The 23154-nt window shown below is 39.2% G+C and carries 19 protein-coding genes and 2 pseudogenes; all 21 read right to left on the bottom strand.

The window, feature by feature from the left end:
- Window positions 1-367 precede the first annotated feature (367 nt).
- Window positions 368-610: pseudogene (locus MW695_RS23160) on the bottom strand (transposase); the annotation flags it as partial.
- Window positions 611-701: 91 nt separating this feature from the next.
- Window positions 702-972: pseudogene (locus MW695_RS08250) on the bottom strand (transposase); the annotation flags it as partial.
- A gap of 383 nt (window positions 973-1355) precedes the next feature.
- Window positions 1356-2465: a cyclic dehypoxanthinyl futalosine synthase gene (gene mqnC, locus MW695_RS08245; RefSeq protein WP_247104760.1), complete on the bottom strand. Its 1110-nt coding sequence runs from the start codon at window positions 2463-2465 to the stop codon at window positions 1356-1358.
- A gap of 95 nt (window positions 2466-2560) precedes the next feature.
- Entirely contained in the window at window positions 2561-3496 is a 936-nt protein-coding gene (gene dnaI / locus MW695_RS08240) for a primosomal protein DnaI (protein ID WP_247104759.1), read from the bottom strand.
- Between the two features lie 11 nt (window positions 3497-3507).
- Window positions 3508-4944: a replication initiation and membrane attachment family protein gene (locus tag MW695_RS08235; protein ID WP_247104757.1), complete on the bottom strand. Its 1437-nt coding sequence runs from the start codon at window positions 4942-4944 to the stop codon at window positions 3508-3510.
- Between the two features lie 185 nt (window positions 4945-5129).
- Window positions 5130-5588, bottom strand: a complete 459-nt coding sequence (gene nrdR / locus MW695_RS08230; protein WP_035342509.1) for a transcriptional regulator NrdR — start codon at window positions 5586-5588, stop codon at window positions 5130-5132.
- Window positions 5589-5657: 69 nt separating this feature from the next.
- Window positions 5658-6059 carry a DUF1499 domain-containing protein gene (locus MW695_RS08225; RefSeq protein WP_247104755.1) on the bottom strand — a complete coding sequence of 134 codons (402 nt, stop codon included), beginning with the start codon at window positions 6057-6059 and terminating at the stop codon, window positions 5658-5660.
- A gap of 264 nt (window positions 6060-6323) precedes the next feature.
- Window positions 6324-6704 carry an adenosylmethionine decarboxylase gene (gene speD, locus MW695_RS08220; RefSeq protein ID WP_252120695.1) on the bottom strand — a complete coding sequence of 127 codons (381 nt, stop codon included), beginning with the start codon at window positions 6702-6704 and terminating at the stop codon, window positions 6324-6326.
- 241 nt (window positions 6705-6945) lie between these two features.
- Window positions 6946-7554 (bottom strand): dephospho-CoA kinase, encoded by a 609-nt coding sequence (gene coaE, locus MW695_RS08215; protein WP_247104753.1) that lies wholly within the window; start codon window positions 7552-7554, stop codon window positions 6946-6948.
- A 13-nt stretch (window positions 7555-7567) separates the two neighbouring features.
- On the bottom strand, window positions 7568-8206 hold the full coding sequence (ytaF, locus tag MW695_RS08210; RefSeq protein WP_247104751.1) for a sporulation membrane protein YtaF: 639 nt from the start codon (window positions 8204-8206) through the stop codon (window positions 7568-7570).
- Between the two features lie 62 nt (window positions 8207-8268).
- Entirely contained in the window at window positions 8269-9093 is an 825-nt protein-coding gene (gene mutM / locus MW695_RS08205; RefSeq protein WP_247104749.1) for a DNA-formamidopyrimidine glycosylase, read from the bottom strand.
- Between the two features lie 12 nt (window positions 9094-9105).
- Window positions 9106-11733 (bottom strand): DNA polymerase I, encoded by a 2628-nt coding sequence (polA, locus tag MW695_RS08200; protein ID WP_247104747.1) that lies wholly within the window; start codon window positions 11731-11733, stop codon window positions 9106-9108.
- 128 nt (window positions 11734-11861) lie between these two features.
- Window positions 11862-12797 carry a protease modulator HflC gene (hflC, locus tag MW695_RS08195; protein WP_247104746.1) on the bottom strand — a complete coding sequence of 312 codons (936 nt, stop codon included), beginning with the start codon at window positions 12795-12797 and terminating at the stop codon, window positions 11862-11864.
- Window positions 12790-13752 (bottom strand): FtsH protease activity modulator HflK, encoded by a 963-nt coding sequence (hflK, locus tag MW695_RS08190; protein ID WP_247104745.1) that lies wholly within the window; start codon window positions 13750-13752, stop codon window positions 12790-12792. Before hflK ends, hflC begins: the two co-directional genes overlap by 8 nt.
- Window positions 13753-14225: 473 nt before the next feature.
- Window positions 14226-15998, bottom strand: coding sequence for a two-component system histidine kinase PnpS (pnpS, locus tag MW695_RS08185; RefSeq protein WP_247104743.1), 1773 nt, complete (start codon window positions 15996-15998; stop codon window positions 14226-14228).
- Entirely contained in the window at window positions 15991-16704 is a 714-nt protein-coding gene (locus tag MW695_RS08180) for a response regulator transcription factor (protein WP_035342483.1), read from the bottom strand. Before MW695_RS08180 ends, pnpS begins: the two co-directional genes overlap by 8 nt.
- Before the next feature lie 323 nt (window positions 16705-17027).
- Window positions 17028-17972: a malate dehydrogenase gene (gene mdh, locus MW695_RS08175; protein WP_247104742.1), complete on the bottom strand. Its 945-nt coding sequence runs from the start codon at window positions 17970-17972 to the stop codon at window positions 17028-17030.
- A gap of 188 nt (window positions 17973-18160) precedes the next feature.
- A complete protein-coding gene (gene icd / locus MW695_RS08170; protein WP_247104741.1) occupies window positions 18161-19429 on the bottom strand; it encodes an NADP-dependent isocitrate dehydrogenase in 1269 nt (422 codons plus the stop codon).
- Window positions 19430-19516: 87 nt separating this feature from the next.
- A complete protein-coding gene (citZ, locus tag MW695_RS08165; protein WP_247104740.1) occupies window positions 19517-20635 on the bottom strand; it encodes a citrate synthase in 1119 nt (372 codons plus the stop codon).
- A 193-nt stretch (window positions 20636-20828) separates the two neighbouring features.
- Window positions 20829-21224 carry an FxsA family protein gene (locus tag MW695_RS08160; protein WP_247104739.1) on the bottom strand — a complete coding sequence of 132 codons (396 nt, stop codon included), beginning with the start codon at window positions 21222-21224 and terminating at the stop codon, window positions 20829-20831.
- Window positions 21225-21358: 134 nt separating this feature from the next.
- Window positions 21359-23113, bottom strand: a complete 1755-nt coding sequence (gene pyk / locus MW695_RS08155; RefSeq protein ID WP_247104738.1) for a pyruvate kinase — start codon at window positions 23111-23113, stop codon at window positions 21359-21361.
- Window positions 23114-23154 lie beyond the last annotated feature (41 nt).

Here is a 23154-nt window from a genome sequence, read left to right as displayed (position 1 = left end):
GTTACGTCGCTTCGAATCCGCTACCGGGATGGGGGGCACGCTTTCCGCAGGGAGGGCGTGGAACTAACCGGCTACGCCGGTGGATTTCCTCTTCCCTCTCCTCCTGCAGGAGTCGGCCCTCCCATCCCGTCCGCTTTTTTTTTAGTGGAGAAATCGGAATCTACTTATTCTTCATCCGTCCCTTATATTAAGCAAATTGAGAACAGCTATAGGTTTTTCTCTATCCTAGAATGAAAACTAGACTTTGATGGCTCGGTCATGATGTCAAAAAAAATAGAAGATAAGCGGATACAAATGGAGATGGTCTGGATTGAAAAGCTAATAGGCCATCTTATTCGTAAATATGATCCATCTTTGGAGTTTGTCTTCACCTACGAATTCTTCTGACATGGAACCTAATAAATAGACGAAATAACGTAAAAGAGGCTGGAACAAAACTAGTTTCTAATAGTGAAAAAGGTGAGTTGGCAGTGAATTTTCTTAAATTCACTGCCATTAACGCGAAGCCCATTTCGTTTTCCACCTTCGATTTTCCTCTTACAGAAAATCGAGTGAAACCCAAATTAGCCTTCAAATATCCAAAAACTGGTTCCACATCGATTTTGCGTTTTTTGCTTCGGGTATTTTCTCTCACTTCTTAACACTATACGTTCTGCCACATCTGATGTGGCTTCTATCTTTTGGTCATAGTCGGAAATGCTTGCGCTAAACATCATACGAATACTGTCTGTTAATAAGGCTTCAATCTTTCGCCCCGAAAAGACCGATTGCGTGTACGCACATAAAATAAATTTAAGCATCATACGTGGATGATAGGCAGGACAGCCCTCATTTCGCAGAAATAGTTCCAACGCCTCATTAGGGATACTTTCAACCAAATGGTATACATGAAAAAGCAGTATCGTTTCATTGTAATCTCACTTCTAAATCTAAAGGCAAAACTAACTGATTCATGTTATAATTTTTAAACATAAGGACACTTCCTTCTGATTGGATTTGGTGTGGTAACTTAATTTTATCAGAAGTTGTCCTTATTTTATTGTAAAAACAAACTTTTTTTATAAAGATAGTGGCTCTGAACGGTGGGTTATTCTCATAGTGAAATGGAGCGGAAGTCACTCGACTCCTGCGGGAAATAGAGGTAAGGGCGAGACCCCACAGGCAAAGCCGAGGAGGCTCGGCACCTCCCCGCGGAAAGCGAGTGGCTGGGGCGCAATGGAACGAACCTGTGACTGCCACTTATTTATAGAGTAAAAATAAGTAAAGCCGATGAAATTTTACATATCGTAAAATTTCATCGGCTTTTTCCATTCAGAGGAGGGTTTTGTCCCAGCCCCTTCTTTTTGCTCCACTAATTAATTTTGCATCACAAAATCCTTATCGGCGGTCTCGTCTTCATGATACACTTTTAAAATATTGTATCCTGTATCTCGTTGGGCTGGAATCTTACCAGCTTCACGAATTAATTGTAACGTTAAATTTGTATTTACTTTATGTGTGGCTCCTGCTGCTGATACAACGTTTTCTTCCATCATCGTGCTACCGAAGTCATTACATCCATACTGCAACGACAATTTACCAATTTCTGGACCCATTGTTACCCACGATGATTGAAAATTAGCGATGTTATCTAAAAACAGCCGTGAAATCGCCACATTTTTCAAATAATCTCTAGGTGCTAGCTTCTTTGTCTTATGCATTCCCGTATTCTCTGGCTGTAATAGCCATGAAATGAAAGCTGTAAAGCATTCCGTTTCATCTTGGGCATCCCGAACACGTTGTAAATGGAGAGCTCTTTCTTCAAAAGATTCTCCAAACCCTATGACCATTGTCGCTGTTCCATGCATTCCAACCCGTTTTGTCGCTTTCATCGCTTCAATCCATTGTTCCCAAGTAACCTTCAAGCGACTAACACGTAAGCGAGTCTCCTCTGTAAGAATCTCAGCACCTCCACCAGGCATACTGTCTAAGCCAGCTTCATGCAATTCACGCAACACAGCTTCAACAGACATATCTGAAACCTCTGCAATTTTCCAAACTTCAGCAGGTGAAAAGGAATGCATCCATATGTTGTAGCGCTCCTTTATCTCCTTAAGCAAATTCGTATAATAGCTAAGAGGCAAGTCAGGGTTTGTTCCACCTTGCATTAAAATCTCCGTGCCACCAACTTCTAGTGTTTCCTCTATCTTCTTAAAGATCTCTTCATTACTTAATACATAGCCTTCTTTATGTCCTGGTGCACGATAAAACGCACAAAAACGACAATACGTATCACAGAAATTCGTATAATTTACATTACGTCCGATGACAAATGTGGTAATGGGATCAGGATGCCACTTTAACATAACCTGATTAGCTGCTTCTCCGATCTTTTCTACTTCATCACTTTCATATAAAGCAACCGCATCCTCCATCGATATACGCTCTCCATTGACCGCTCTTTCTAAAATTTCATCTATGCTCATGACGTAACCTCCGTACTCTAGCAATATATGATTTCATCGTATCATAGTTAAGCATAAACGGAAAGAAAAGAAGTTCGTCAATGGAATAACTTCCATTATGAACGTTTGCGTCGATTCGCCCCTTCCACCTTTACAAATGAGGTGAAGTGCTTAACTCGCTCCATAATCCTCTTTGCTTTCAATTCTTCAATTCCACCCTTATCTGAATAGGATAAATGACGTTCTAATTCGTCATAATCATAATTAGACGTAAATAAAGTAGGGAGCTTTTCTAGCATTCGATATTGCAAAATAACACCAAGCACATCATCTCGTACCCAAGCAGAAATCGTTTCTGCACCAATATCATCTAAGATTAATATGGGAGCTTTTTTAACGATATCTATTTTCTCTTGAAACGTTCCATCACCAATCGATTGCTTCATTTCCCGAAAAAAATCAGGGGTATAAACAAGAAATGAAGAAACACCGCGGTCCTTCAATTCATTGGCAACAGCACCCATTAAATACGTCTTACCGACACCAAATTTACCATAGAAATATAAGCCATGACCATCTTCCCCAGGATTAGCCTCTAGCGAAAAGGATAGCGCTAAACGACTTGCTTCTTCACGGCTAGGTTCATGCTCTAGCGTATCAAAAGTCGCTGAAAGAATTTCTTTGGGAACGTAAAACGACTTAATCATCTCACGCTGCTTACGGTCTTGTTCTGCTGCCACCTTCTTCTCACATGGATGGTAGGACAGCTCAATTGTTTGACGAACGACAGTTAGCTTAGGCTGATAGCCCTTCATCATATTGGGACAGGCTGTTAGCCCTGGGCATTCTCCGCAATGATAACGTTCCTTTTTGTATTCATATAAATTCACGAGCGCTCGTTCAATCATATCTTCTGTAATAGTAGCTTCCTGCGCCTCTAAAGCTTGACGAACAATCGGATCTTTTACTAATGTATTTCTAGCCTCTTTTAATCGATCTTGAAGCTGCTTATTCTCAGTCCATTGTTTAAGGGATTTTTGAATCGATTCCATCGGTTTCCCCCCTATTCCTTTCGTTTATTACGCTCTGCTAATAATTCAGCAAAGCTCTTCTCTTGCTTTTGTACCCGTTCTGCTTTCGGTTTCAATGATTGATCATTCGCGTCATTTTTCTGCTTTTCTTGCTCTTCCAATAACCATTTAGGCAATTGATCTCGGCGACTGTTCGTTTTTCTTTGGCCATGTGCACGTTTTATAGAAGTTGATTGACTATTAGATTGCTTTTTCGTTTTTTCTTGCTCTTTTAAAGCAATCGTCATCGCTTCTTTTACAGTTTGTACCTTTTTTCTTGACCAATGCCCTCCTATTTTATCAACTAGTGCCTTCGAAAGCTTCATATCCTGACTCCATAATATAAAATCGAGCAAGACGTTGACAACACCCGGATGTAACTTATGATCGAGCATTAACGATTCAATAATTTTCACATCAGCTAATGGTACCTTCGCTCCACCTGAACGGATTTCAAGCAATGAGAGCGGAGATGTATTTTCGTAAAATTGGATCGTACGCTCTTCCTCCGTTAGCGCTTGGCGATTATTCATTGTTCGCTTATTCATTGGCTGTGTTCTTAATGCCAAGCCAGGTGGCTCCGTACCATGCTCTACCTTATACCATTCTTGAGTTTTTTTTCGTAATTCATCTATATCGACATAGTCATCATGTAATAATGCTTGTAATAAAATACTACTCATTTCTAACGGTTCGATGCGGTAGACAAAGGCAAGTCGAACAATCGCTTGCCTAACATCAAACGTTAATATTTGATCTGCATTAATTGTTGACGTTAAGCTTTTTTCTAATAGCTCAAAATCAAAATCCTCACCATTCATTTTAAAGTCATTATGTTCTTCCTTCGTAATGACCTCTTGACCTTCTTTCTTTTTGAGGTCATTACCATCCTCTGACTTCAAACTAGAGACCATCTCAGAGTGATGAATCGACGTAAAAACTTCATCAAAAGCGTAGGTCACATCTTGAAATTGCTGTGAATGTAACGTTTCAATAACAAAACGATCTCTTAACTGACGATAATGCGTTTTACCTAGCCGATTAAATAAGTACACACTCAATACATCATTTTCAAAAAAATGTTTAGGCGTCATAGGTGGCTGTATGTCATAAATGTATGTACCGCCATTGTCGTCTGTCGCTTTATGTGTCTTTAATAATCCAACTGCTTCTAACTTCTTTCTCTCCTCATAAATAATTTCAAGAGAGGTTCCAAGAACGATCATCAGTTGACGATGAGTATATTCCTTACTCCAGTATTGTTCTTTCTCTAAATGAGAGAGTAACGTCACATATAAACTATTGGCAATGGCACCTATAAGTGGTTGGTACAATAATGTTATCGTCTGTTTGTCTTCCTCTGTAATGTATTGTTCAATACGCACAGAATATCGATCGACCGGTACTAGCTTCTTCCAATGCCATGTCATCCTCAGGACCTCCCTTTCTCCCATCTACAGCTATTTTGATTTATCTCTAAAAGAGCATGTTCAAAAAGCACCAAAAAAGATGGCAATTACATCGAGGTCATTCAAAAAGGGGAAAACAGCCCTTTTCGAACAACCTCTTAAAAGAGTAAAAAGAGCTTGCAGCATGAATTGCTTTAAGCTCCTACTCAATCACTCTTATTCATTAATTCTGTCAATTCCTTAATAAATACATTAATATCTTTAAATTGCCGATAGACAGATGCAAAGCGGACATAGGCTACATCATCGACATCTGCTAGACGTTCCATTATAAGCTCCCCAACATCTTGACTGTGAACTTCGCTCTTCCCTAAATTACGTAGCTCACGTTCCGCACTATTGACAATATCTTCGAGCGTCTCTAATGCAACAGGGCGCTTCTCACAAGCTCTAATTAAACCTCTTAACAGCTTTTCACGATTAAATTCTTGACGTGTCCCATCCTTCTTCACGACAATCAATGGCACCTCTTCAACCATTTCAAATGTTGTGAATCGATGATGGCATTTCTCACATTCTCGTCTACGTCTAATCGAACGACCTTCATGACTAGGCCGTGAATCTAATACTCGTGTTCCATTGTATTGACAGGCTGGGCATATCATGAAATCATCTCCACTACTATCATAACATTGATCCTATCATATCTCATATCAATAGCGCCTGACAAGTCATTACAACAGTTCATTTCCTAAGCTCGAACCTATATAAGTAAGCTCTCGGTCAATCTTATTATAAACATCAACGACCACTTTACGGCTATGACCAAAATCAGTCGGTAAGACGGTATCCGTTGAACATGATAAATCTACTGCTGTCTTAAATGGTTTGACCGTAATAATCGTTAGCACGAGCATTTTTCGCTTGCCCTTTTTCATATTGGCGACAATTTCCCCACGTTCTTCTTCAGATCTCGCAATTTCCCATCCTGACTGAATTAAAACGTTCTCAATCGTTTGCATGGCTTTATCTTTTGTCGTCTTATAATACCTTGTTTGTAATTCCTTCAGTTCATTACCTTCCGTCGTTTCTGTACGGATACTAAAAAATCGTTTTATACTACTTAATGCTCCCATCTTATCTTCACCTTTCCACCTATTCTATTACTTCTATCATACCATAGAAACGATTCAAACTGTAAGAAAATCGCGCATCCTCTTTTGAACCGTTTTCGCACATATTTTTTTATGGATATGTTACGAAACGTAGGATGCTTCCAAATGTGCTATCAATTGTTTTCATTGAGATGAAAAGTGATTAACAGAGCTACTAGCTTCTTATATTTCAAAAGGGCTATAAGAATCCCAGTATCATAACAGAGAAGCTCATAGCCCTTTCACTTATAGTGACTTAATCATTGACTTTTCAATTTTAACAGGGCCCATTCCTCTTGGAACCTCAATCACTTCACTTGTTGATGCTTGTAAGGAATCAGCAATGAAATTAGATGCAACAGTCGGATCAAGATCTCCACACGTATATACATCAATACTTGCATAACCATGTTCCGGAAAGCTATGGATTGTTAAATGCGACTCAGAAATAATCACAACCCCACTTACACCATGAGGCGCAAACTTATGAAAGGCAACTTCACGAACCTCAGCCCCTGCCTTTAATGCAGCATCTACAAAAACTTGCTCAATAAAACTCATATTATTCAACTTATGTTCATCACAGCCCCAAAGCTCCGCAATGACATGACGACCCATAGTGTCCATCAGTTGAATCCCCCTTTACAAAAAAGATCATGCCTTCTCAAGCATGTAGGAATGCTTTGTTACACGGGGGAAAGTTAGTCCAAAGAGGTCCTAACCCAGTATGCAAAAAATCACTCCTAATTTGCTGTAATTGAAGTTCACGAAAATCAGTATACTTTGTTTAGTTTATGATTGCAACTATATTTTTTACGATAATGATGATCTCAATCCACCTTCGAATTAGAGGGATCTTACAAATCTGTTATCTTCTTTCATTCAAAGGAACATACCAATTTTGTAAAATGGAAATAAGCTGATCATTTGTCTCAGCTAATGTACTTGTATTATCAATAATCGCATCTGCACGGTCTTTTTTTTGCTCAAGAGACATTTGTGATTGAATTCTTTCCAACGCTTCTCGTTCACTTAGCTGATTTCGTTTCATTAATCTCTTTAGCTGTGTATCTTGGTCAACATATACAAGCAATACTTTATCAACTAAGTGAAATAGCTCACTTTCATATAATAACGGGATATCGTACACTATCGTCGATTTCCCCTCTGCTAGTAGCTGTTCTTTTCTTTCATTCATTCGCTCTCTAATAAGTGGGTGAATCAGAACATTAAGCTGAGTTCTCTTCGTTGGATTAGCAAAAATGATCTGACCAAGCTGAGCACGATTTAACGTACCATTCTCAGCTAAAACGACCTCGCCAAATTTTTCAACAATTAAGCTCAATCCAATCGAATTCGGCTCAACGACTTCACGCGCGATCAAGTCAGCATCTATAATTGGAAGACCCAATTCCTGCATCATCTTACTGACGGTCGACTTCCCACTAGCAATTCCACCCGTTAAACCAATAAACATAACGTTACCCCTTTTACGTAAAGCTAAATACACCAATCATCATCAAAAGCGCACCTGGAATAAAGGCAAACCGCTTGATAAGTAATGATCCCGAAAAGAACCGTCCACTCTTCATTCCTAGCGTTACAAAGAGTGCACTCATGAATGCTACACTAATTGCCATCCAAACAGGTGAAAACCCTATTAATGACGCTCCAATTCCCGCTCCAAAAGCATCAAGTGACAAAGCGATTCCTAGTAGCATCGCTTCTCTTCCCGTAATCGTGCCAGAATTATCAATATCAGCAACCATAGGCTTTCGTAATATTTGAATAACAATTCCTAACATCTTAATTTCAAACTTAAATACCCATTCCTCTTCTTTTGTTTTTTCTTTTGTTTCTGCTGGTTTATACGCTTGGTAGATCGCCCATCCTCCAATAAAAAGGAGAATAACACCTCCTATTGCTTCAGCGATAGTTGCTGGTAAATATGAGAGGAGCCAACTTCCAAACAACATCGCTATAAGAATAGACGTCCCCGAGCAGCCTGCTATGAATAATAATGACCGCCAAGGCAATTTCATATTACGAAGGCCATATGTTAATCCGACACCAAAACTGTCGAGACTTACTGCAAAAGCAATGGTTACTAGTGAAAGTACACCTATCATATTACATGCCCCTTCCATACAACGTTACGATAGTATATGGAAAGGACTCATCCAATGTACGATTATTTTTGACAGTTTACACAGTAATGAGTACCTCTACCGGCAACAACCTTTTTTGAAATGACTGTTCCACACGAGACGCAGGGCTCATCTTTTCGACCATACACAGCAAGCTGTTGCTGGAACATGCCCATCTCACCTTGTCCATTGACATATGACTTAATCGAACTCCCACCTAATTCAACAGCTTCCTTCAGCGTTTCAACAATCGCCTTGTGTAACAATTGTAGCTCTTGCCCTTGAATCGACGATGCCAAGCGAGTCGGTAAAAGCTTAGCACGGAACAGAGCTTCATCCACATAAATATTTCCAAGTCCAACGACAAACTTTTGATCCAATAATACAGCTTTCACCGCTCGGTTCGTTCGTTCGAACACAGTCTGCATTAACTCAATTGTAAATTCCTTCGAAAACGGTTCAACACCTAGTTGCGACAGGGGAAGCTCCTCCTCTTCCTTACCCTTTTGGAAAATATGCATCGTCCCAAATTTACGTACATCTTGATACCGCAGCTCCGTCCCATCTGTAAATGTAAACAAAACATGCGTATGTGGTTGAAGCTGATCGTGTTGTTCAAATAGACCATAGCGCCCTTCCATCCTTAAATGAGAGACTAAACTTAATTCGTCTAATTGAAATATAAGAAATTTACCGCGACGATGAATGTCTCGCACGGATTGACCGATTAATACTTGTCCAAATCGCTCAGGGTCAGCAGGCTTTTTAATAATATTCCCCCAATGAACGGTTACATGTGAGATTGTTTTGTTTAGCACAAGTTGTTTTAGCGTACGTCGAACCGTTTCGACCTCTGGTAATTCTGGCATTCTCTTCTCTCCTTACTTTGCATCGTACCACGTATCACCATACGAAATATCCACTTTCAAAGGTACATCAAGAGATACAGCTTGCTCCATTACTTCAGGGATTATCTCCATCATCCGATCAAGCTCATCTTCCGGTACCTCAAATATTAATTCATCATGAACTTGTAGGAGCATTCGACTTTTCACTTGACGCTTTTCCATTTCCTCTGACATCTGCACCATCGCTTTTTTGATAATGTCGGCGGCAGTCCCTTGAATAGGTGTGTTCATTGCCGTACGTTCAGCAAAGCTTCTCTTATTAAAATTTCGACTTGTTAAGTCTGGTAAATATCGTCTTCGCTGGAGTAATGTCGATACGAATCCTTTTTTACGAGCATCTGCCACTGTTCGATCCATATATTCCTTTACCTTCGGATAACTATTGAAATAACGCTCAATAAACTCCGCAGCTTCTTTACGGGTAATATTCAAGTTTTGTGATAATCCATAATCACTTATTCCATATACGATCCCGAAATTGACCGCTTTGGCACTTCTTCGCATTTGTGATGTAACATCTTCTTCTTTCACATGAAAAACATCCATCGCTGTTATCGTATGAATATCCATATTTTTATTAAATGCTTCGATTAATTTTTCATCCCCAGCAATATGTGCCAGGACTCGTAATTCAATTTGTGAATAGTCCGCAGCAACCATTTTCCAGCCCTTTGTCGCCGGTACGAAGGCTTTACGGATTTTTCTTCCTTCCTCCAAACGGATCGGTATATTTTGCAAATTAGGGTCAGTGGAGCTTAAGCGACCTGTTTGCGTTAATGCTTGATTGTACCTCGTATGAATTTTACTCGTATCCTTTTTAACAACCTTAGATAATCCTTCAATATAGGTTGACTTCAATTTTCCTAACTGACGATAATGCACAATATACTCTGCAATTTCATGTTCAACAGCCAATTTTTCAAGAACATCTGCTGAGGTTGAGTAACCTGTTTTCGTCTTCTTTACAGGAGGTAATCCAAGCTTCACAAATAATATCTCTCCTAATTGCTTCGGAGAATTAATATTAAATGACTCGCCAGCTAAGGAGTGAATGGTTTTCTCAAGCTCAGCTAACCGCTCTTCTAAATCTTCGCCCATCTTATTCAACATGTCTTGATCAACTTTTACACCATGCTTCTCCATATGACCTATAACAATTGAAAGAGGCATTTCAAGCTCACGATAAAGCTTGTCCTGTTCATTCGTGACTAACTCTTCTTCAAGCTCTGATTTTAAACGATAGACAGCCTCAGCCTTTCGGACAATATGTGATGCAAGCTCCTCATCTTCCGGTAGCTTTTGCTTTGCTCCTTTTCCATACACAACCTCATCCGCCTGAACAATCGCCTTTCCTTTTCGACTCGCCACATCATGAATGTCATGAGAGGATAGCGAAGGATCGAGTAAATAAGAAGCCATTTGGACATCAAAGTCCACCCCATTCATAAAGGCTCCCTTCCACGCTAGAGCAACGACGCTCTTCTTCGCATCAAACACCCACTTCTTACAATGATCATCCTCTAACCACTCAAGAAACTCCTCTGATGCCAACGCTTCTTCAGCCTTTATAAACAATCGCTTTTTCTCGTTTACGATGGCAATTCCAATAATTTCAGCTTGATGATAGTGCTCTTCTAATACTTCTACTAAAACAGCTGACTCTTCCCCAAGGTCTTCTTTCTTCACTTCATGAACAATGTCATAGTCTAATTCCTCTACTTCGTCCTGTTCGACTTCAACATCTAGCTTCTCTAACAAAGAAGTAAATTCTAACTCCTTTAATAAATGGACAACTTCATTTGTTTCAAACTTCCCAAATTCATATTGATCTAAAGCTTCTTCAATAGGAACTTCCAAGAAAATAGTTGCCAATTCTTTACTCATTAACGCTTGTTCACGGTTTTCTTCTAATCGTTCCTTCATTTTCTTTCCAGAAATCTCATCAATTGATTGCAGGACCTTCTCCACCGTTCCATATTGCTTCAATAGCTTAAGGGCTGTCTTTTCACCGATTCCAGGGACGCCTGGAATATTGTCAGAGCTATCTCCCATTAATCCTTTCATATCAATAATTTGTTTAGGTTTAATGCCATACTTTTCTTCGATCATCTCTAGGTCATATGCTTCAACATTCGTAATTCCTTTTTTCGTTAATACGACTGTCACGTTATCATCTACTAATTGTAGTAAATCTTTATCACCGCTATATACTTTCACTTCCCACTTTTTTTCTGCAGCTTGTTTTGCTAACGTTCCGATAATATCGTCAGCCTCATATTGCTCAGCCTCATATCGAGAAATCTTATATGCATCTAGTAGCTCTCTTACGAGTGGGAATTGCTCTGATAACTCTGGAGGGGTTTTCTGTCTTCCACCTTTATACTCCTTATATGTCTTATGGCGAAATGTTGTTTTCCCTGCATCGAATGCTACAAGCATATGAGTCGGTTGTTCTTCCTCAATAATTTTCATTAACATCGTCGCAAAGCCATATACCGCGTTTGTATAGACGCCTTTTTGATTATTTAACAATGGCAACGCAAAAAAAGCACGATATGCAATACTATTTCCGTCAATTAATACAAGTTTACTCACACTCATTGCCCCTCTCTACACGTTCATTATTCCCTTTATTGTATCATAGTTATTATATTTCATAGCACGGTTACACATTAAACGAAAAGAGAGAAAATCACACATCATGATTTCCTCTCAACGTAACCCTTTCTTTATTCAATATATCCTAATAGTATGCGTGCATACGGAGAATCAGCAGGAAGAACGATAACTGTTTCATCATTAATCGTCGTTTCATAAGATTGTAACGTTCGATATAACTGATAAAACTCGGTATCTTGGCCAAATGTCTCATTATAAATACTAGCAGCATCGGCTTCCCCTTCACCAATAATTTCATTTGCATCAGCATTAGCTGTCGCAATCATCTCCTGTACTTCCCGATCCGTCTCAGACTCAATTCGATTTGCTTCCGCTTCACCCTGTGACAAATATTCTTGAGCTGTCGATTCACGCTCAGAAATCATTCGACGATAGACAGCTTCCTCATTTTCAGTAGGTAAATCCGTACGCTTCATTCGTACATCTGTGATACTAATTCCGTAATTTGAACGTTCAAGTGCTTCATTCACACGATCACGTACAAGCTCATTAAAGCTACCACGTGACGATTTCTCTTCATTAATAATTTCATCAAAATCAAGCTGTCCTAGCTCTGCTCGAATGGCGGAAAAAATTTGCTCCCCCATAATAGCTTCTGCACGCTCAAGTGTGACCGCCGTCGAAATCATCGCTTGTGGGTCATCGACTCTCCAAACGACATAATGATCAGCTAACATTCGCTTTTTATCCCGTGTATTAATTTCAGCCGGAGGGATATCATAGATCATTTGATACTTAGGAACAGAAGTGACTGATTGAATAAATGGAATTTTGTAGCTTAAACCGGGATCCTCTTCAATACGCACCACTTCTCCAAACTGTCTAACAACTTTGTATTCGCCTTGCTCTACAATAAATAAATTACTTATAATCGTCACAACAATCACAATAAGAAGAACTAATACTGCACCTAACTTCAAATAACGGCGCCATTCCTCGCCAGATTTCTTCTTTTCATTAAGGTCAACAATATTTTCATCACTCATTATTTGTGCCTCCTTCCGCAGCTGGTGCCTGTTGCTGCTGACGCTCAAGAGGGCGAATAGGTAAGTAATTCACCGTATCATTTCCGTCCATGATGTAAATTTCAGTGTCAGGTAACACTTGATCGAGTGTCTCTAAAATGAGTCGTTGTCGTGTAACTTCCGGATTAACGATATATTCATTATAAAGAGCATTAAACTTAGCAACATCACCACGAGCAGTTTCAATTCTTTCCGTTTTCGTTCCTTCAGCACGAGAAATAATTGCGTCAATTTCCCCTTGCGCTTCATTCACTTCCTGATTACGATATCGTTCAGCTTGGTTAATTCTCGTTAATCGCTCCTCACGAGCGTCTGTCACCTCTGTAAAAGCACGTCTTACTTCCTCAGTAGGTAGCTCAACATCTTGAAGCCTAACATCTTGAATACTAATACCAATATCATAGATTTCAAGTAAATCGACTAGGTTGTCAAATACCTCTGCCTCAATTTCTGGTCGTTGGTCTGTTAGTGCTTCGTCTACAGTCGAACTCCCTATAACACCACGTAATGAAGCAGAGGTCGCATTATATAATAGATCCTCTGGTTCTTTTGTACTGAATAAATACTTTTCAGGGTCGGTAATGCGCCATTGTACAGCCAAATCAGCAAATAGAATATTCTCATCTCCTGTGATCATCTTTGCCTCATCTGTAAATTCAATGACCTCACCGCCATCCTCCTCATAACCAACTTGTAAGTTATACGTTCCACGTGACAATATTTCGACCTTCTGAATCGGCCATGGTAATTTAAAGTTTAGTCCAGGCTCTGTCACCGTATCCTCAACTTTACCAAATGTAATAACTGCTGCTTGCTCCGACTCATCAACGATATACCAGCCGGTCACTAAAAATAATACGAGTATAGCTGCTGCTATAGTGGAAACAAAACCTATAATGATTTGCTTTACCGTCATCTAACCATCCTTTCTTTCATCGTTTACCATTTTAATATACGTGTGACTAAAATCATAGGTTTCAAACAATTAAACTTTTCTATTTTTTATGTTCATCTTATAGAAGCGGTGTTCCCTTTTTGAATAGCCTTAAGTGATAAGCGTAGTCGCCACATTTTTTAAAAGTCTTGTGGTGAGTGGATTTCTGACCACAAGGCGCTTATCGAACGGGACCATTGTTACATAGTATAGAACCCTTTTTAAACATGCCCTTATAGAAAAAGAGATTTTAACAAAAAAAATAGAACGAAAGCAACTGGGAAGCTTTCATTCTTAATGGGGATATAAATCCTTTGTAGCAGCTTGTTCCACAAAGGAAACTAACCGTTCATTTAACAGTATAGCTCCTATATGTAAACTACAAATGAATATCATGTAAATTTTGTGTAAATCGGTTAATATCCGAAGTAAAAACATGACTTCACACGTCAAATTTAAGAATTCTTCTCTCTTTTTTTATTAAAGATAATCGAAAAGGTCGTTCCTTTTCCAAGCTCGCTTTCCACATTGATTTTCCCTTCATGTGCTTCAACTAAATGTTTCACAATGGCAAGGCCTAAACCAGTTCCTCCCGAATGACGACTTCTCGCAGGATCTACTCGGTAAAAACGCTCAAAAATCCGTGGCAATACGTCTTGACTAATTCCAACACCTGTATCACAGACTCGAAGCTGAACTACCTCTTCTGTACAATTGACCTTAACATTAATACTACCGCCGTTTGGTGTATACGTAATCGCATTATGAATTAAATTAATAATAATTTGCTTAATTCGCTCTGGATCACCCTCAAATTCACAATGCTGTTCACTTACAAATTGAAGATCAATCTGTTTTTCCTTTGCTTTTTCTCTTAGAAGCTGAGCCACATCATCAATAATGTTATTTAAATCAACATCTTGCCAATGTAACTGAAAGACATCTTTTTCAATTCGTGAAAGCTCTAATAGGTCATGAATAAGTCGTTGTAATCGGTCGCTTTCCTTATTAATAATATTCAAAAACTTAATCCGTAGTTCCTCGGATTCCATCGCACCATCTAGAAGTGTTTCAGTAAATCCTTTTATTGAGGTAACAGGAGTTTTTAATTCATGCGACACATTTGCGACAAAATCCTTTCTGATTTGCTCTAGTTTCTTCAACTCAGTAATATCATGTAAAACGAGAGCTATCCCCTTCAATCTCCCATGATTACTAATAATCGGTGCTCCATGAACATCAAAATGCCTCATTTCATACAAAACAGGGAAGCTAACTTGCTTGCTTTGCTTCTGCTCGGTAATAAAAATGTTTTGAATAACGCGAATTAATTCTTTATGCTTAATAACATCGTGATATAGTTCATTTAACCATACATCGGTACGTTCCCCGAAAATCTCATCGCATGTCCGATTAATTAAAGAGATATCTCCCCTCATTCCAATTAGCAATAAGCCACTCCCCATATTTTCAATTAATGTTTCCATATGTTCTTTTTGTACTTGGTGACGTCGTGTCAGCTGCTCTAAATTATAAGCCAATACATTAATTGATTTAGTTAGTAAACCGATTTCATCATGTTTACTTTCATATGTCCTCGCTTTAAAATTACCCTCAGCCAATTCAATCGCAACGTTCGTAGCATTTTCAACCGGCCTAATCATTTGGTCAGCAATGCGATATGTAATATACACCATTACGAAAAAAGCAATTGTAAAACACACGAGAATAATCGTCCAAATGGTGCCACTCATTCCATGAATATCACTTGTCGACAATCCTAACCTCACATAGCCAGCAACATTATCATGTTCCATAATTTCGACTGCATAATAAAGTAATTCATCTTGCACGGTATGACTAAAACGGATCTCTGTTCCCTCGTCACCGACTAACAAATCTTGAATTTCTGGCCTTTCCAAATGGTTATCCATCATTTCAGGATCAGTAGCTGATTCACCTATTACTTCACCGTCTGGAAACAAAATCGTTACTCGTGCTTCAAGTTTATTGGAAATTTTCTCTGCCAAAGTCTGCGCTCTTTCTCGACTTAACGGTTCTTCCTCTAACATATAAGCAACTAATTGTGTCTCTTTTTCAATACGTTCCTTTACATGGTTCATATAATAATTTTCATATATTTGACCAATCACAAACGCCAAAGAAGCCAATACACATAAAATGACGAGTAGAACCGAAAATACGAGTTTATAGCGAAGCTTATGCATCTAGTTGTGGCTCCTCTAATTTATAGCCTAAGCCACGAATCGTTTTAATATATATCGGTTTTTTCGTTGAAGGTTCAATCTTCTCGCGTAAATGACTAATATGAACATCGACAATACGTGTATCCCCAACAAATTCATAATTCCAAACAGCATTTAATAATTGATCTCGTGTTAAGACACGTCCCTTATGATTAAAAAGATATAGTAAAAGTTCAAACTCTTTTGGCGTGAGCTCTAATGATCTTTCCTTATAAAATACTTCATAGTTATCAGGGTATAGCTTTACATCACCACATACTAAATAGTCGTCACTAGCTTCAGCTTCATCAACAATTTTCGTTTGCGCTCTTCTTAAAATCGCTCTTACTCTAGCAACGACTTCACGAGGGCTGAAAGGCTTGGTCATATAGTCGTCTGCCCCTAGTTCTAGCCCTAACACCGTGTCAAATTCATCATCCTTTGCCGTAAGCATTAAGATCGGAATTTGCACCTTATTCTCTCTAAGTTGTTTACAGACATCAAGACCATTCACCTCAGGTAGCATTAAATCAAGTACCATCAAATGAAATGACTCAGCTTGAGCAATTTGCAATGCTTTAGCACCATCATTTGCCGTCACAACTTCATAACCAGCTTGCTCTAAATTAAATTGCAACAACGTTACAATCGATTCCTCATCGTCCACTACCAAAATACGCTGGCTCATACATTCTCCTCCAAACTCCAACAAACTAGATTGTAACGGTTAGTGATATCCCATTTTTCTTCTCTATTTACCCATTATTCTACTACTTCTGTGTGAAGAAAAGCAACCGTCTATCGTTTCATGTGAAAACTCTGCCTATAACGGTGTTCTTCCTTATCTAGCTCCAGCAAAAAGTATGATTCCTTCACCCAAATTGTTGTCCTACTCTTTTCAAAACCCCCTTCGCATAAAGCGTGGCCACTGAAAAAGTCCAAATTAATTAAAAGTTAGAAACCCAACTTTTTCAGTGCTCTTGCATAAAGCAAAGGGGGGCTGGAAAACCTCTATTCTTTCGGTAAAGCCTTCATGACATTCCGGACTGAATCAACTGATTTATCTAACGCCAATTTTTCATCTTCGGTTAAATCTAATTCAATCACCTTTTCTATTCCGTCACCACCTAGAACAGTTGGTACACCTAAGTACAGATCTTTATAGCCATATTCACCTTCCAGATACGCAATCGTCGGTAAGATACGCTTCTTATCCTTTAGAATAGCTTCAACCATTTGTGTCAGTGAAGCAGCCGGAGCGTAATATGCACTTCCATTCCCTAACAAGCTAACAATCTCACCGCCCCCTTTACGTGTACGTTCAACGATTGCATCAATTCGATCTTTTGAGATAAGTTTATCAAGAGGAACTCCACCTGCAAAGGAATAACGGATCAACGGAACCATATCATCACCATGACCACCTAGAACAAACCCAGTAATATCTTCAACCGAAACTTGTAATTCTTGTGCAACAAAAGTACGGAAACGAGCAGTATCTAGCACTCCAGATTGTCCGATAACACGATTCTTCTGGAAACCAGATTCTTTATAGACGGTGTATGTCATAGCATCAGCAGGATTCGTTAATACAATGATATAGCAGTTGGGTGAATACTTAACCACCTGCTTCGTAACAGATTTCATAATTCCAGCATTCGTACTAACAAGGTCATCTCGACTCATTCCCGGCTTCCTTGCAATACCTGCCGTTATGACGACCACGTCTGAATCCTTCGTTTCTTCGTAGCTAGATGTCCCAATGATAGTAGAGTCCGTTCCTGTAACAGGTGTTGACTCAAGCATATCTAATGCCTTTCCTTTTGTTGAATCTTCATTTTGCGGGATATCTACTAATACAACATCTCCTAATTCCTTTTGGGCCACCATCAATGCAGTAGTAGCTCCAGTGAAGCCCCCACCGATAACAGAGATCTTTCTACGTTTAATCGCCATGCTTTGTTCCACTCCTCTTCATTAAATTAGAAAAAACACGCAACAGTAGAGCATCGAGATAACATTCTCCACTATTAACTTACGTATTCAAAGTGAAATATTGCATCATTTTTATGAAAGAAGCAGCTCCAAAAGGGGGTTTCCCAATTGGAACTGCCAAGCTTTTTAAGAGCTTTTCAACCACGCTCTTAAAGATTTTTAATTAATTCATTAGCAAAGCCTGAGCATGATACTTCAGTCGCTCCATCCATTAAACGAGCGAAATCGTATGTGACAACTTTACTTCCGATTGTTTTATCCATTGAATTCATAATAAGATCAGCGGCTTCATTCCAACCTAAGTGACGAAGCATTAATTCCCCTGAAAGAAGAACAGATGAAGGGTTTACCTTATCTAATCCCGCGTACTTAGGTGCAGTACCGTGAGTCGCTTCGAAAATAGCATGTCCAGTGTCATAATTAATATTAGCACCTGGTGCAATTCCAATTCCACCTACTTGAGCAGCAAGTGCATCAGAAATGTAGTCACCATTTAAGTTCATCGTTGCCACAACATCGAACTCTTTAGGACGAGTTAAGATTTGTTGCAAGAAAATATCAGCAATAGAATCTTTCACGATGATCTTACCCGCAGCTTCAGCTTCAGCTTGTGCTTTATCAGCCGCTTCACGGCCTTCAGCCTCAACAATCTCATCATATTTAGCCCATGTAAATACTTTTCCACCAAATTCACGCTCAGCCACTTCATAGCCCCAAGACTTAAATGCACCCTCCGTAAATTTCATAATGTTACCTTTGTGCACAAGTGTAACACTCTTACGTCCTTCATCAAGTGCATATTGAATAGCTGCTTTCACAAGACGTTCTGTTCCTTCTTTTGAAACTGGCTTAATACCAATACCAGATGTTTCAGGGAAACGAATTTTCGTAGCACCCATTTCATTTTGTAAGAATTCAATCACTTTCTTTGCTTCATCCGTACCTTCTTGGAATTCAATTCCTGCATAGATATCCTCTGAGTTTTCTCGGAAAATAACCATGTTCGTATCCTCAGGACGTTTAACTGGTGAAGGAACACCTTGGAAGTATCGTACTGGGCGTAAGCACGTATACAAATCCAACTCTTGACGTAAAGCAACATTTAATGAACGAATCCCACCACCAACAGGAGTTGTTAAAGGGCCTTTAATCGCAATAATATATTCACGAACCGCTTCTAATGTTTCTTCAGGTAACCAAGAGCCCGTTTCGTTAAATGCTTTCTCACCAGCAAGAATCTCTTTCCACTCAATCTTCTTTTCACCGTTATATGCTTTTTCAACTGCTGCGTCAATAACACGTGAAGCCGCTGCCCAAATGTCAGGACCTGTCCCATCTCCTTCAATAAATGGAATCACAGGATTATTTGGTACGTTTAACACACCATTATTTACTTTAATTACTTCTCCGTTTGCCATAATTACTTTCCCTCCTAATAATAATTAAGCCTATCCAACTTTTAATCTATGTACAGAGGGAGACAATAGCTCCCTCTCCGTACTCCATTATGAACGTTGAGCCAATGGTACATAACTTCTTTTTTCGGGACCAACATATTCCGCACGTGGACGGATGAGACGATTATTGCTGTATTGTTCTAAAATGTGAGCCGTCCAACCAGACGTACGACTTACAGCAAAAATTGGTGTGAATAAATCACTCTTTATCCCTAAACTATGGTACACGCTTGCTGAGTAAAAGTCTACATTCGGCAGTAAACCTTTTTCAGTTGTAACCATTTCGTTAATCTTTGCTGACATCTCATACCACTTTGTTTCACCTGTGATTTCAGTGAGACGTCTTGACATTTCCTTCAAGTGTTTAGCACGTGGATCGCCATTTTTGTATACACGATGACCAAAGCCCATAATCTTCTCTTTATTATCTAGTGCTTTGCGTATATAAGGTTCCACATTCTCTACTGTTGCAATTTCCTTTAACATGTTCATAACGGCTTCGTTTGCGCCACCATGCAAAGGTCCTTTAAGAGCACCAATTGCAGACGTTATACCTGAATACATATCAGATAAAGTCGCTACACAGACACGTGCAGTAAACGTGGATGCATTTAACTCATGGTCAGCATGTAGAACTAAAGCCTTATTGAATGCATTAATGGATATCTCATTTGGTTCTTCACCAGTGAGCATATAAAGGAAATTAGCAGCAAATCCTAAATCCTTACGAGGTGACACAGGTTCAAGGCCGTCACGCACTCGAGAAAACGCTGTCACAATCGTAGGAATCTTTGCTTGAATCTTAATCGCCTTCAAACGATTTGCTTCCGCATCCATTACATCAGCATCTCCATCGTAAAGAGCTAAGCTTGAAATAGCAGTACGCAAAGCTGCCATTGGATGAACCTTATCAATTGGATAAACCTTAAATTGATTAATTAGCTCTTGAGGAATAGGTGCATGGTTACTTAATTCTGTTTGCAACTGACGCAATTCCTCTTCATTTGGTAAATGACCGTTCCATAATAAGAAGATAACCTCTTCAAAGCTAGCATTATCTGCTAAATCATCAATGTCATATCCTTGGTACGTTAAGACACTTTCGATAATCGAACTAACACTTGACGTCGTTGCTACAATACCCTCTAGACCACGAGTAGTACTCACGTTAACCTCTCCTTTTCTCCTTTGTTGTCTTAGCCTCCACAAACTAGTAAATGCTTACATTTCTCATCATATTTACAATGGATTAAGCATCTTTTATGTACTAGAAATAACTCACATGTTCCATTATAACGATTATTCACTATTTTGTGAACGTTTTAGCTCAAACTATTTCTTTGAAGATTAATTTATCCTATTACCTTCTAGTCATAATTATAAAATTCCCATTACGAATCATCTTTTGAATGATTCTTGTAAGGAAGGCCTTCACATAGCCTCTTGTTTTAGGTATAAGCAAGAAAAAACCAAATGCATCTGTTAAAAATCCAGGCGTTAACAACACGACTCCACCTATTAAAATACAAAGTCCATCCAACATCACATTATTAGGTAGCTGCCCCTGCTGCATTTGCAATTGCGCAACCTTCAGCGCCTGTAACCCCTCTCTCTTAGCTAACCATGCACCTAAAACACCCGTCGCAATAATTAGTATAATCGTTGGCCATATTCCTAATGCATAACCGGATAAAATTAATAAACCCACTTCAAATGCCGGTACTACAATTAATAGTAAAATTAGAAATCGAAACATAATCGTTCCCTTCTTTCATTTAGCTATATATTCATTCTACCTCTAAATAGCCCTAAAATGGAAGAGAAGGTGTTCCAAAAAAGGTTACATTAAAAACCTCCTGGAACACCTCCTCCATCATAATTTGTTATTTATTATAGTACACTCGTATGTCCGCGATAAATATCACCACGGGAGCTATCTACGGTAATTTCTTCTCCCTCTTCAAACAAGCCTAAAGCTCCTTCAACTCCAACGATAACAGGAGTACTTAAATCAAGGCCAACAACTGCCGCATGTGAAGTTAATCCACCTTCTTCTGTAATAACAGCTGCTGCTTTTTCAAATGCAGGTATCATGTCCTTATCTGTGCTAAACGTAATAAGAATCGAATGTTCAGTTGTTTTTTCATTTGCTTCTTCTGCATTTCGAGCGATAACCACACGCCCCGCTGCTGTACGACGTCCTATACCTTGACCTTTAGCAACCACTTCACCAATAAGGTGAACCTTCATAATATTCGTCGTTCCAGGCTCATTAATTGGAACTCCTGCTGTAATGACGACAAGATCACCTTGCTTGATTTCACCTGTGTTCATCGCAAAGTCGATCGTTGATTCAAACATTTCATCTGTAGAAGCAGCCGATTTTCCAAGTACAGGCTTGACTCCCCATACAAGATTCAGCTTACGAATGACCTTGTCATTACTCGTTACTGCAATAATAGGAGACAACGGACGATATTTCGATACGATTCGTGCTGTATGTCCACTTTCTGTTGCTGTTAAAATCGCAGCGGCTGAAAGATTCGATGCTGTATGGGCAACTGATTGACCAATCGCACTCGTGATCGATGTTTGTGCCTCCTTTGTCTTCTTACGAAGGATCGCATCATAATTCAATGCGCTTTCTGTTCTTGTTGCAATGTTGTTCATCGTTTCAACCGATTCAACTGGATAATCACCCGCAGCTGTTTCACCTGAGAGCATAATGGCATCTGTACCATCAAAAATCGCATTAGCCACATCACTTGCTTCTGCACGAGTCGGACGTGGATTGCGCTGCATTGAATCTAGCATTTGAGTTGCCGTAATAACGGGCTTTGCTACCGCATTACAGCGTTTGATGAGCTCTTTTTGAACTAATGGAACATCCTCAGCAGGGATTTCGACTCCAAGGTCTCCACGAGCCACCATTAATCCGTCGGAGATTTCAAGGATTTCCTCGATATTATCTACGCCCTCTTGATTCTCAATCTTAGGGATTATATGAATTTCACTACCGCCATTTCCATCTAGAAGCTCACGAATTTCAAGAACGTCGGATGCACGACGTACAAATGAAGCGGCAATAAAATCGACACCTTGTTCAATACCAAATTTAATATCCGCAATGTCCTTTTCAGTAATCCCTGGTAAATTAACACTTACATTCGGTACGTTAACTCCCTTTTTATTTTTTAATAGACCATCATTTAAAACCTTTGTCACAAGTTCATTATCACGAACTTCCTTCACTTCAAGACCGATTAAACCATCATCTAGTAAAATCTTAGAGCCTGATTCGACATCTTGAACAAGATTAGGGTAAGTAACAGAAATCTTTTCTTTGTTCCCTACTACTTCTGTCATTGAAATAATCAGCTCTTGTCCAGACACTAGTTCAGCTGCTCCACCTTCAAGTGTTTGTGTGCGAATTTCTGGACCTTTCGTATCAAGTAATATCGCTACTTCTTTCCCCGTACGCTTCACGGCTTCACGAATGTTCTTAATTCGGTTACCATGCTCCTCGAAATCCCCATGCGAAAAATTAAGACGAGCCACATTCATACCAGCTTGAATTAATTGTTCAAGCTTTTCTACTGATTCACTTACAGGTCCTATCGTACAAACAATCTTGGTTTTACGCATAATTGCCTCCCATTATCTTATTCCTATTTTTTATTTTTATG

The organism is Halalkalibacter sp. APA_J-10(15) (genome assembly GCF_023017105.1).
GTDB lineage: Bacteria > Bacillota > Bacilli > Bacillales > Bacillaceae_D > Halalkalibacter.
This window is presented reverse-complemented; position numbering and strand designations above follow the sequence as displayed.

What these genes read in the sequence shown, in the direction of transcription:
- mqnC (WP_247104760.1), bottom strand. Translation starts at nt 2,465, where the DNA reads ATGAGCATAGATGAAATTTTAGAAAGAGCGGTCAATGGAGAGCGTATA.
- dnaI (WP_247104759.1), bottom strand. Translation starts at nt 3,496, where the DNA reads ATGGAATCGATTCAAAAATCCCTTAAACAATGGACTGAGAATAAGCAG.
- MW695_RS08235 (WP_247104757.1), bottom strand. Translation starts at nt 4,944, where the DNA reads ATGACATGGCATTGGAAGAAGCTAGTACCGGTCGATCGATATTCTGTG.
- nrdR (WP_035342509.1), bottom strand. Translation starts at nt 5,588, where the DNA reads ATGATATGCCCAGCCTGTCAATACAATGGAACACGAGTATTAGATTCA.
- MW695_RS08225 (WP_247104755.1), bottom strand. Translation starts at nt 6,059, where the DNA reads ATGGGAGCATTAAGTAGTATAAAACGATTTTTTAGTATCCGTACAGAA.
- speD (WP_252120695.1), bottom strand. Translation starts at nt 6,704, where the DNA reads ATGGACACTATGGGTCGTCATGTCATTGCGGAGCTTTGGGGCTGTGAT.
- coaE (WP_247104753.1), bottom strand. Translation starts at nt 7,554, where the DNA reads ATGTTTATTGGTTTAACGGGTGGAATTGCTAGTGGGAAGTCGACCGTC.
- ytaF (WP_247104751.1), bottom strand. Translation starts at nt 8,206, where the DNA reads ATGATAGGTGTACTTTCACTAGTAACCATTGCTTTTGCAGTAAGTCTC.
- mutM (WP_247104749.1), bottom strand. Translation starts at nt 9,093, where the DNA reads ATGCCAGAATTACCAGAGGTCGAAACGGTTCGACGTACGCTAAAACAA.
- polA (WP_247104747.1), bottom strand. Translation starts at nt 11,733, where the DNA reads ATGAGTGTGAGTAAACTTGTATTAATTGACGGAAATAGTATTGCATAT.
- hflC (WP_247104746.1), bottom strand. Translation starts at nt 12,797, where the DNA reads ATGAGTGATGAAAATATTGTTGACCTTAATGAAAAGAAGAAATCTGGC.
- hflK (WP_247104745.1), bottom strand. Translation starts at nt 13,752, where the DNA reads ATGACGGTAAAGCAAATCATTATAGGTTTTGTTTCCACTATAGCAGCA.
- pnpS (WP_247104743.1), bottom strand. Translation starts at nt 15,998, where the DNA reads ATGCATAAGCTTCGCTATAAACTCGTATTTTCGGTTCTACTCGTCATT.
- MW695_RS08180 (WP_035342483.1), bottom strand. Translation starts at nt 16,704, where the DNA reads ATGAGCCAGCGTATTTTGGTAGTGGACGATGAGGAATCGATTGTAACG.
- mdh (WP_247104742.1), bottom strand. Translation starts at nt 17,972, where the DNA reads ATGGCGATTAAACGTAGAAAGATCTCTGTTATCGGTGGGGGCTTCACT.
- icd (WP_247104741.1), bottom strand. Translation starts at nt 19,429, where the DNA reads ATGGCAAACGGAGAAGTAATTAAAGTAAATAATGGTGTGTTAAACGTA.
- MW695_RS08160 (WP_247104739.1), bottom strand. Translation starts at nt 21,224, where the DNA reads ATGTTTCGATTTCTAATTTTACTATTAATTGTAGTACCGGCATTTGAA.
- pyk (WP_247104738.1), bottom strand. Translation starts at nt 23,113, where the DNA reads ATGCGTAAAACCAAGATTGTTTGTACGATAGGACCTGTAAGTGAATCA.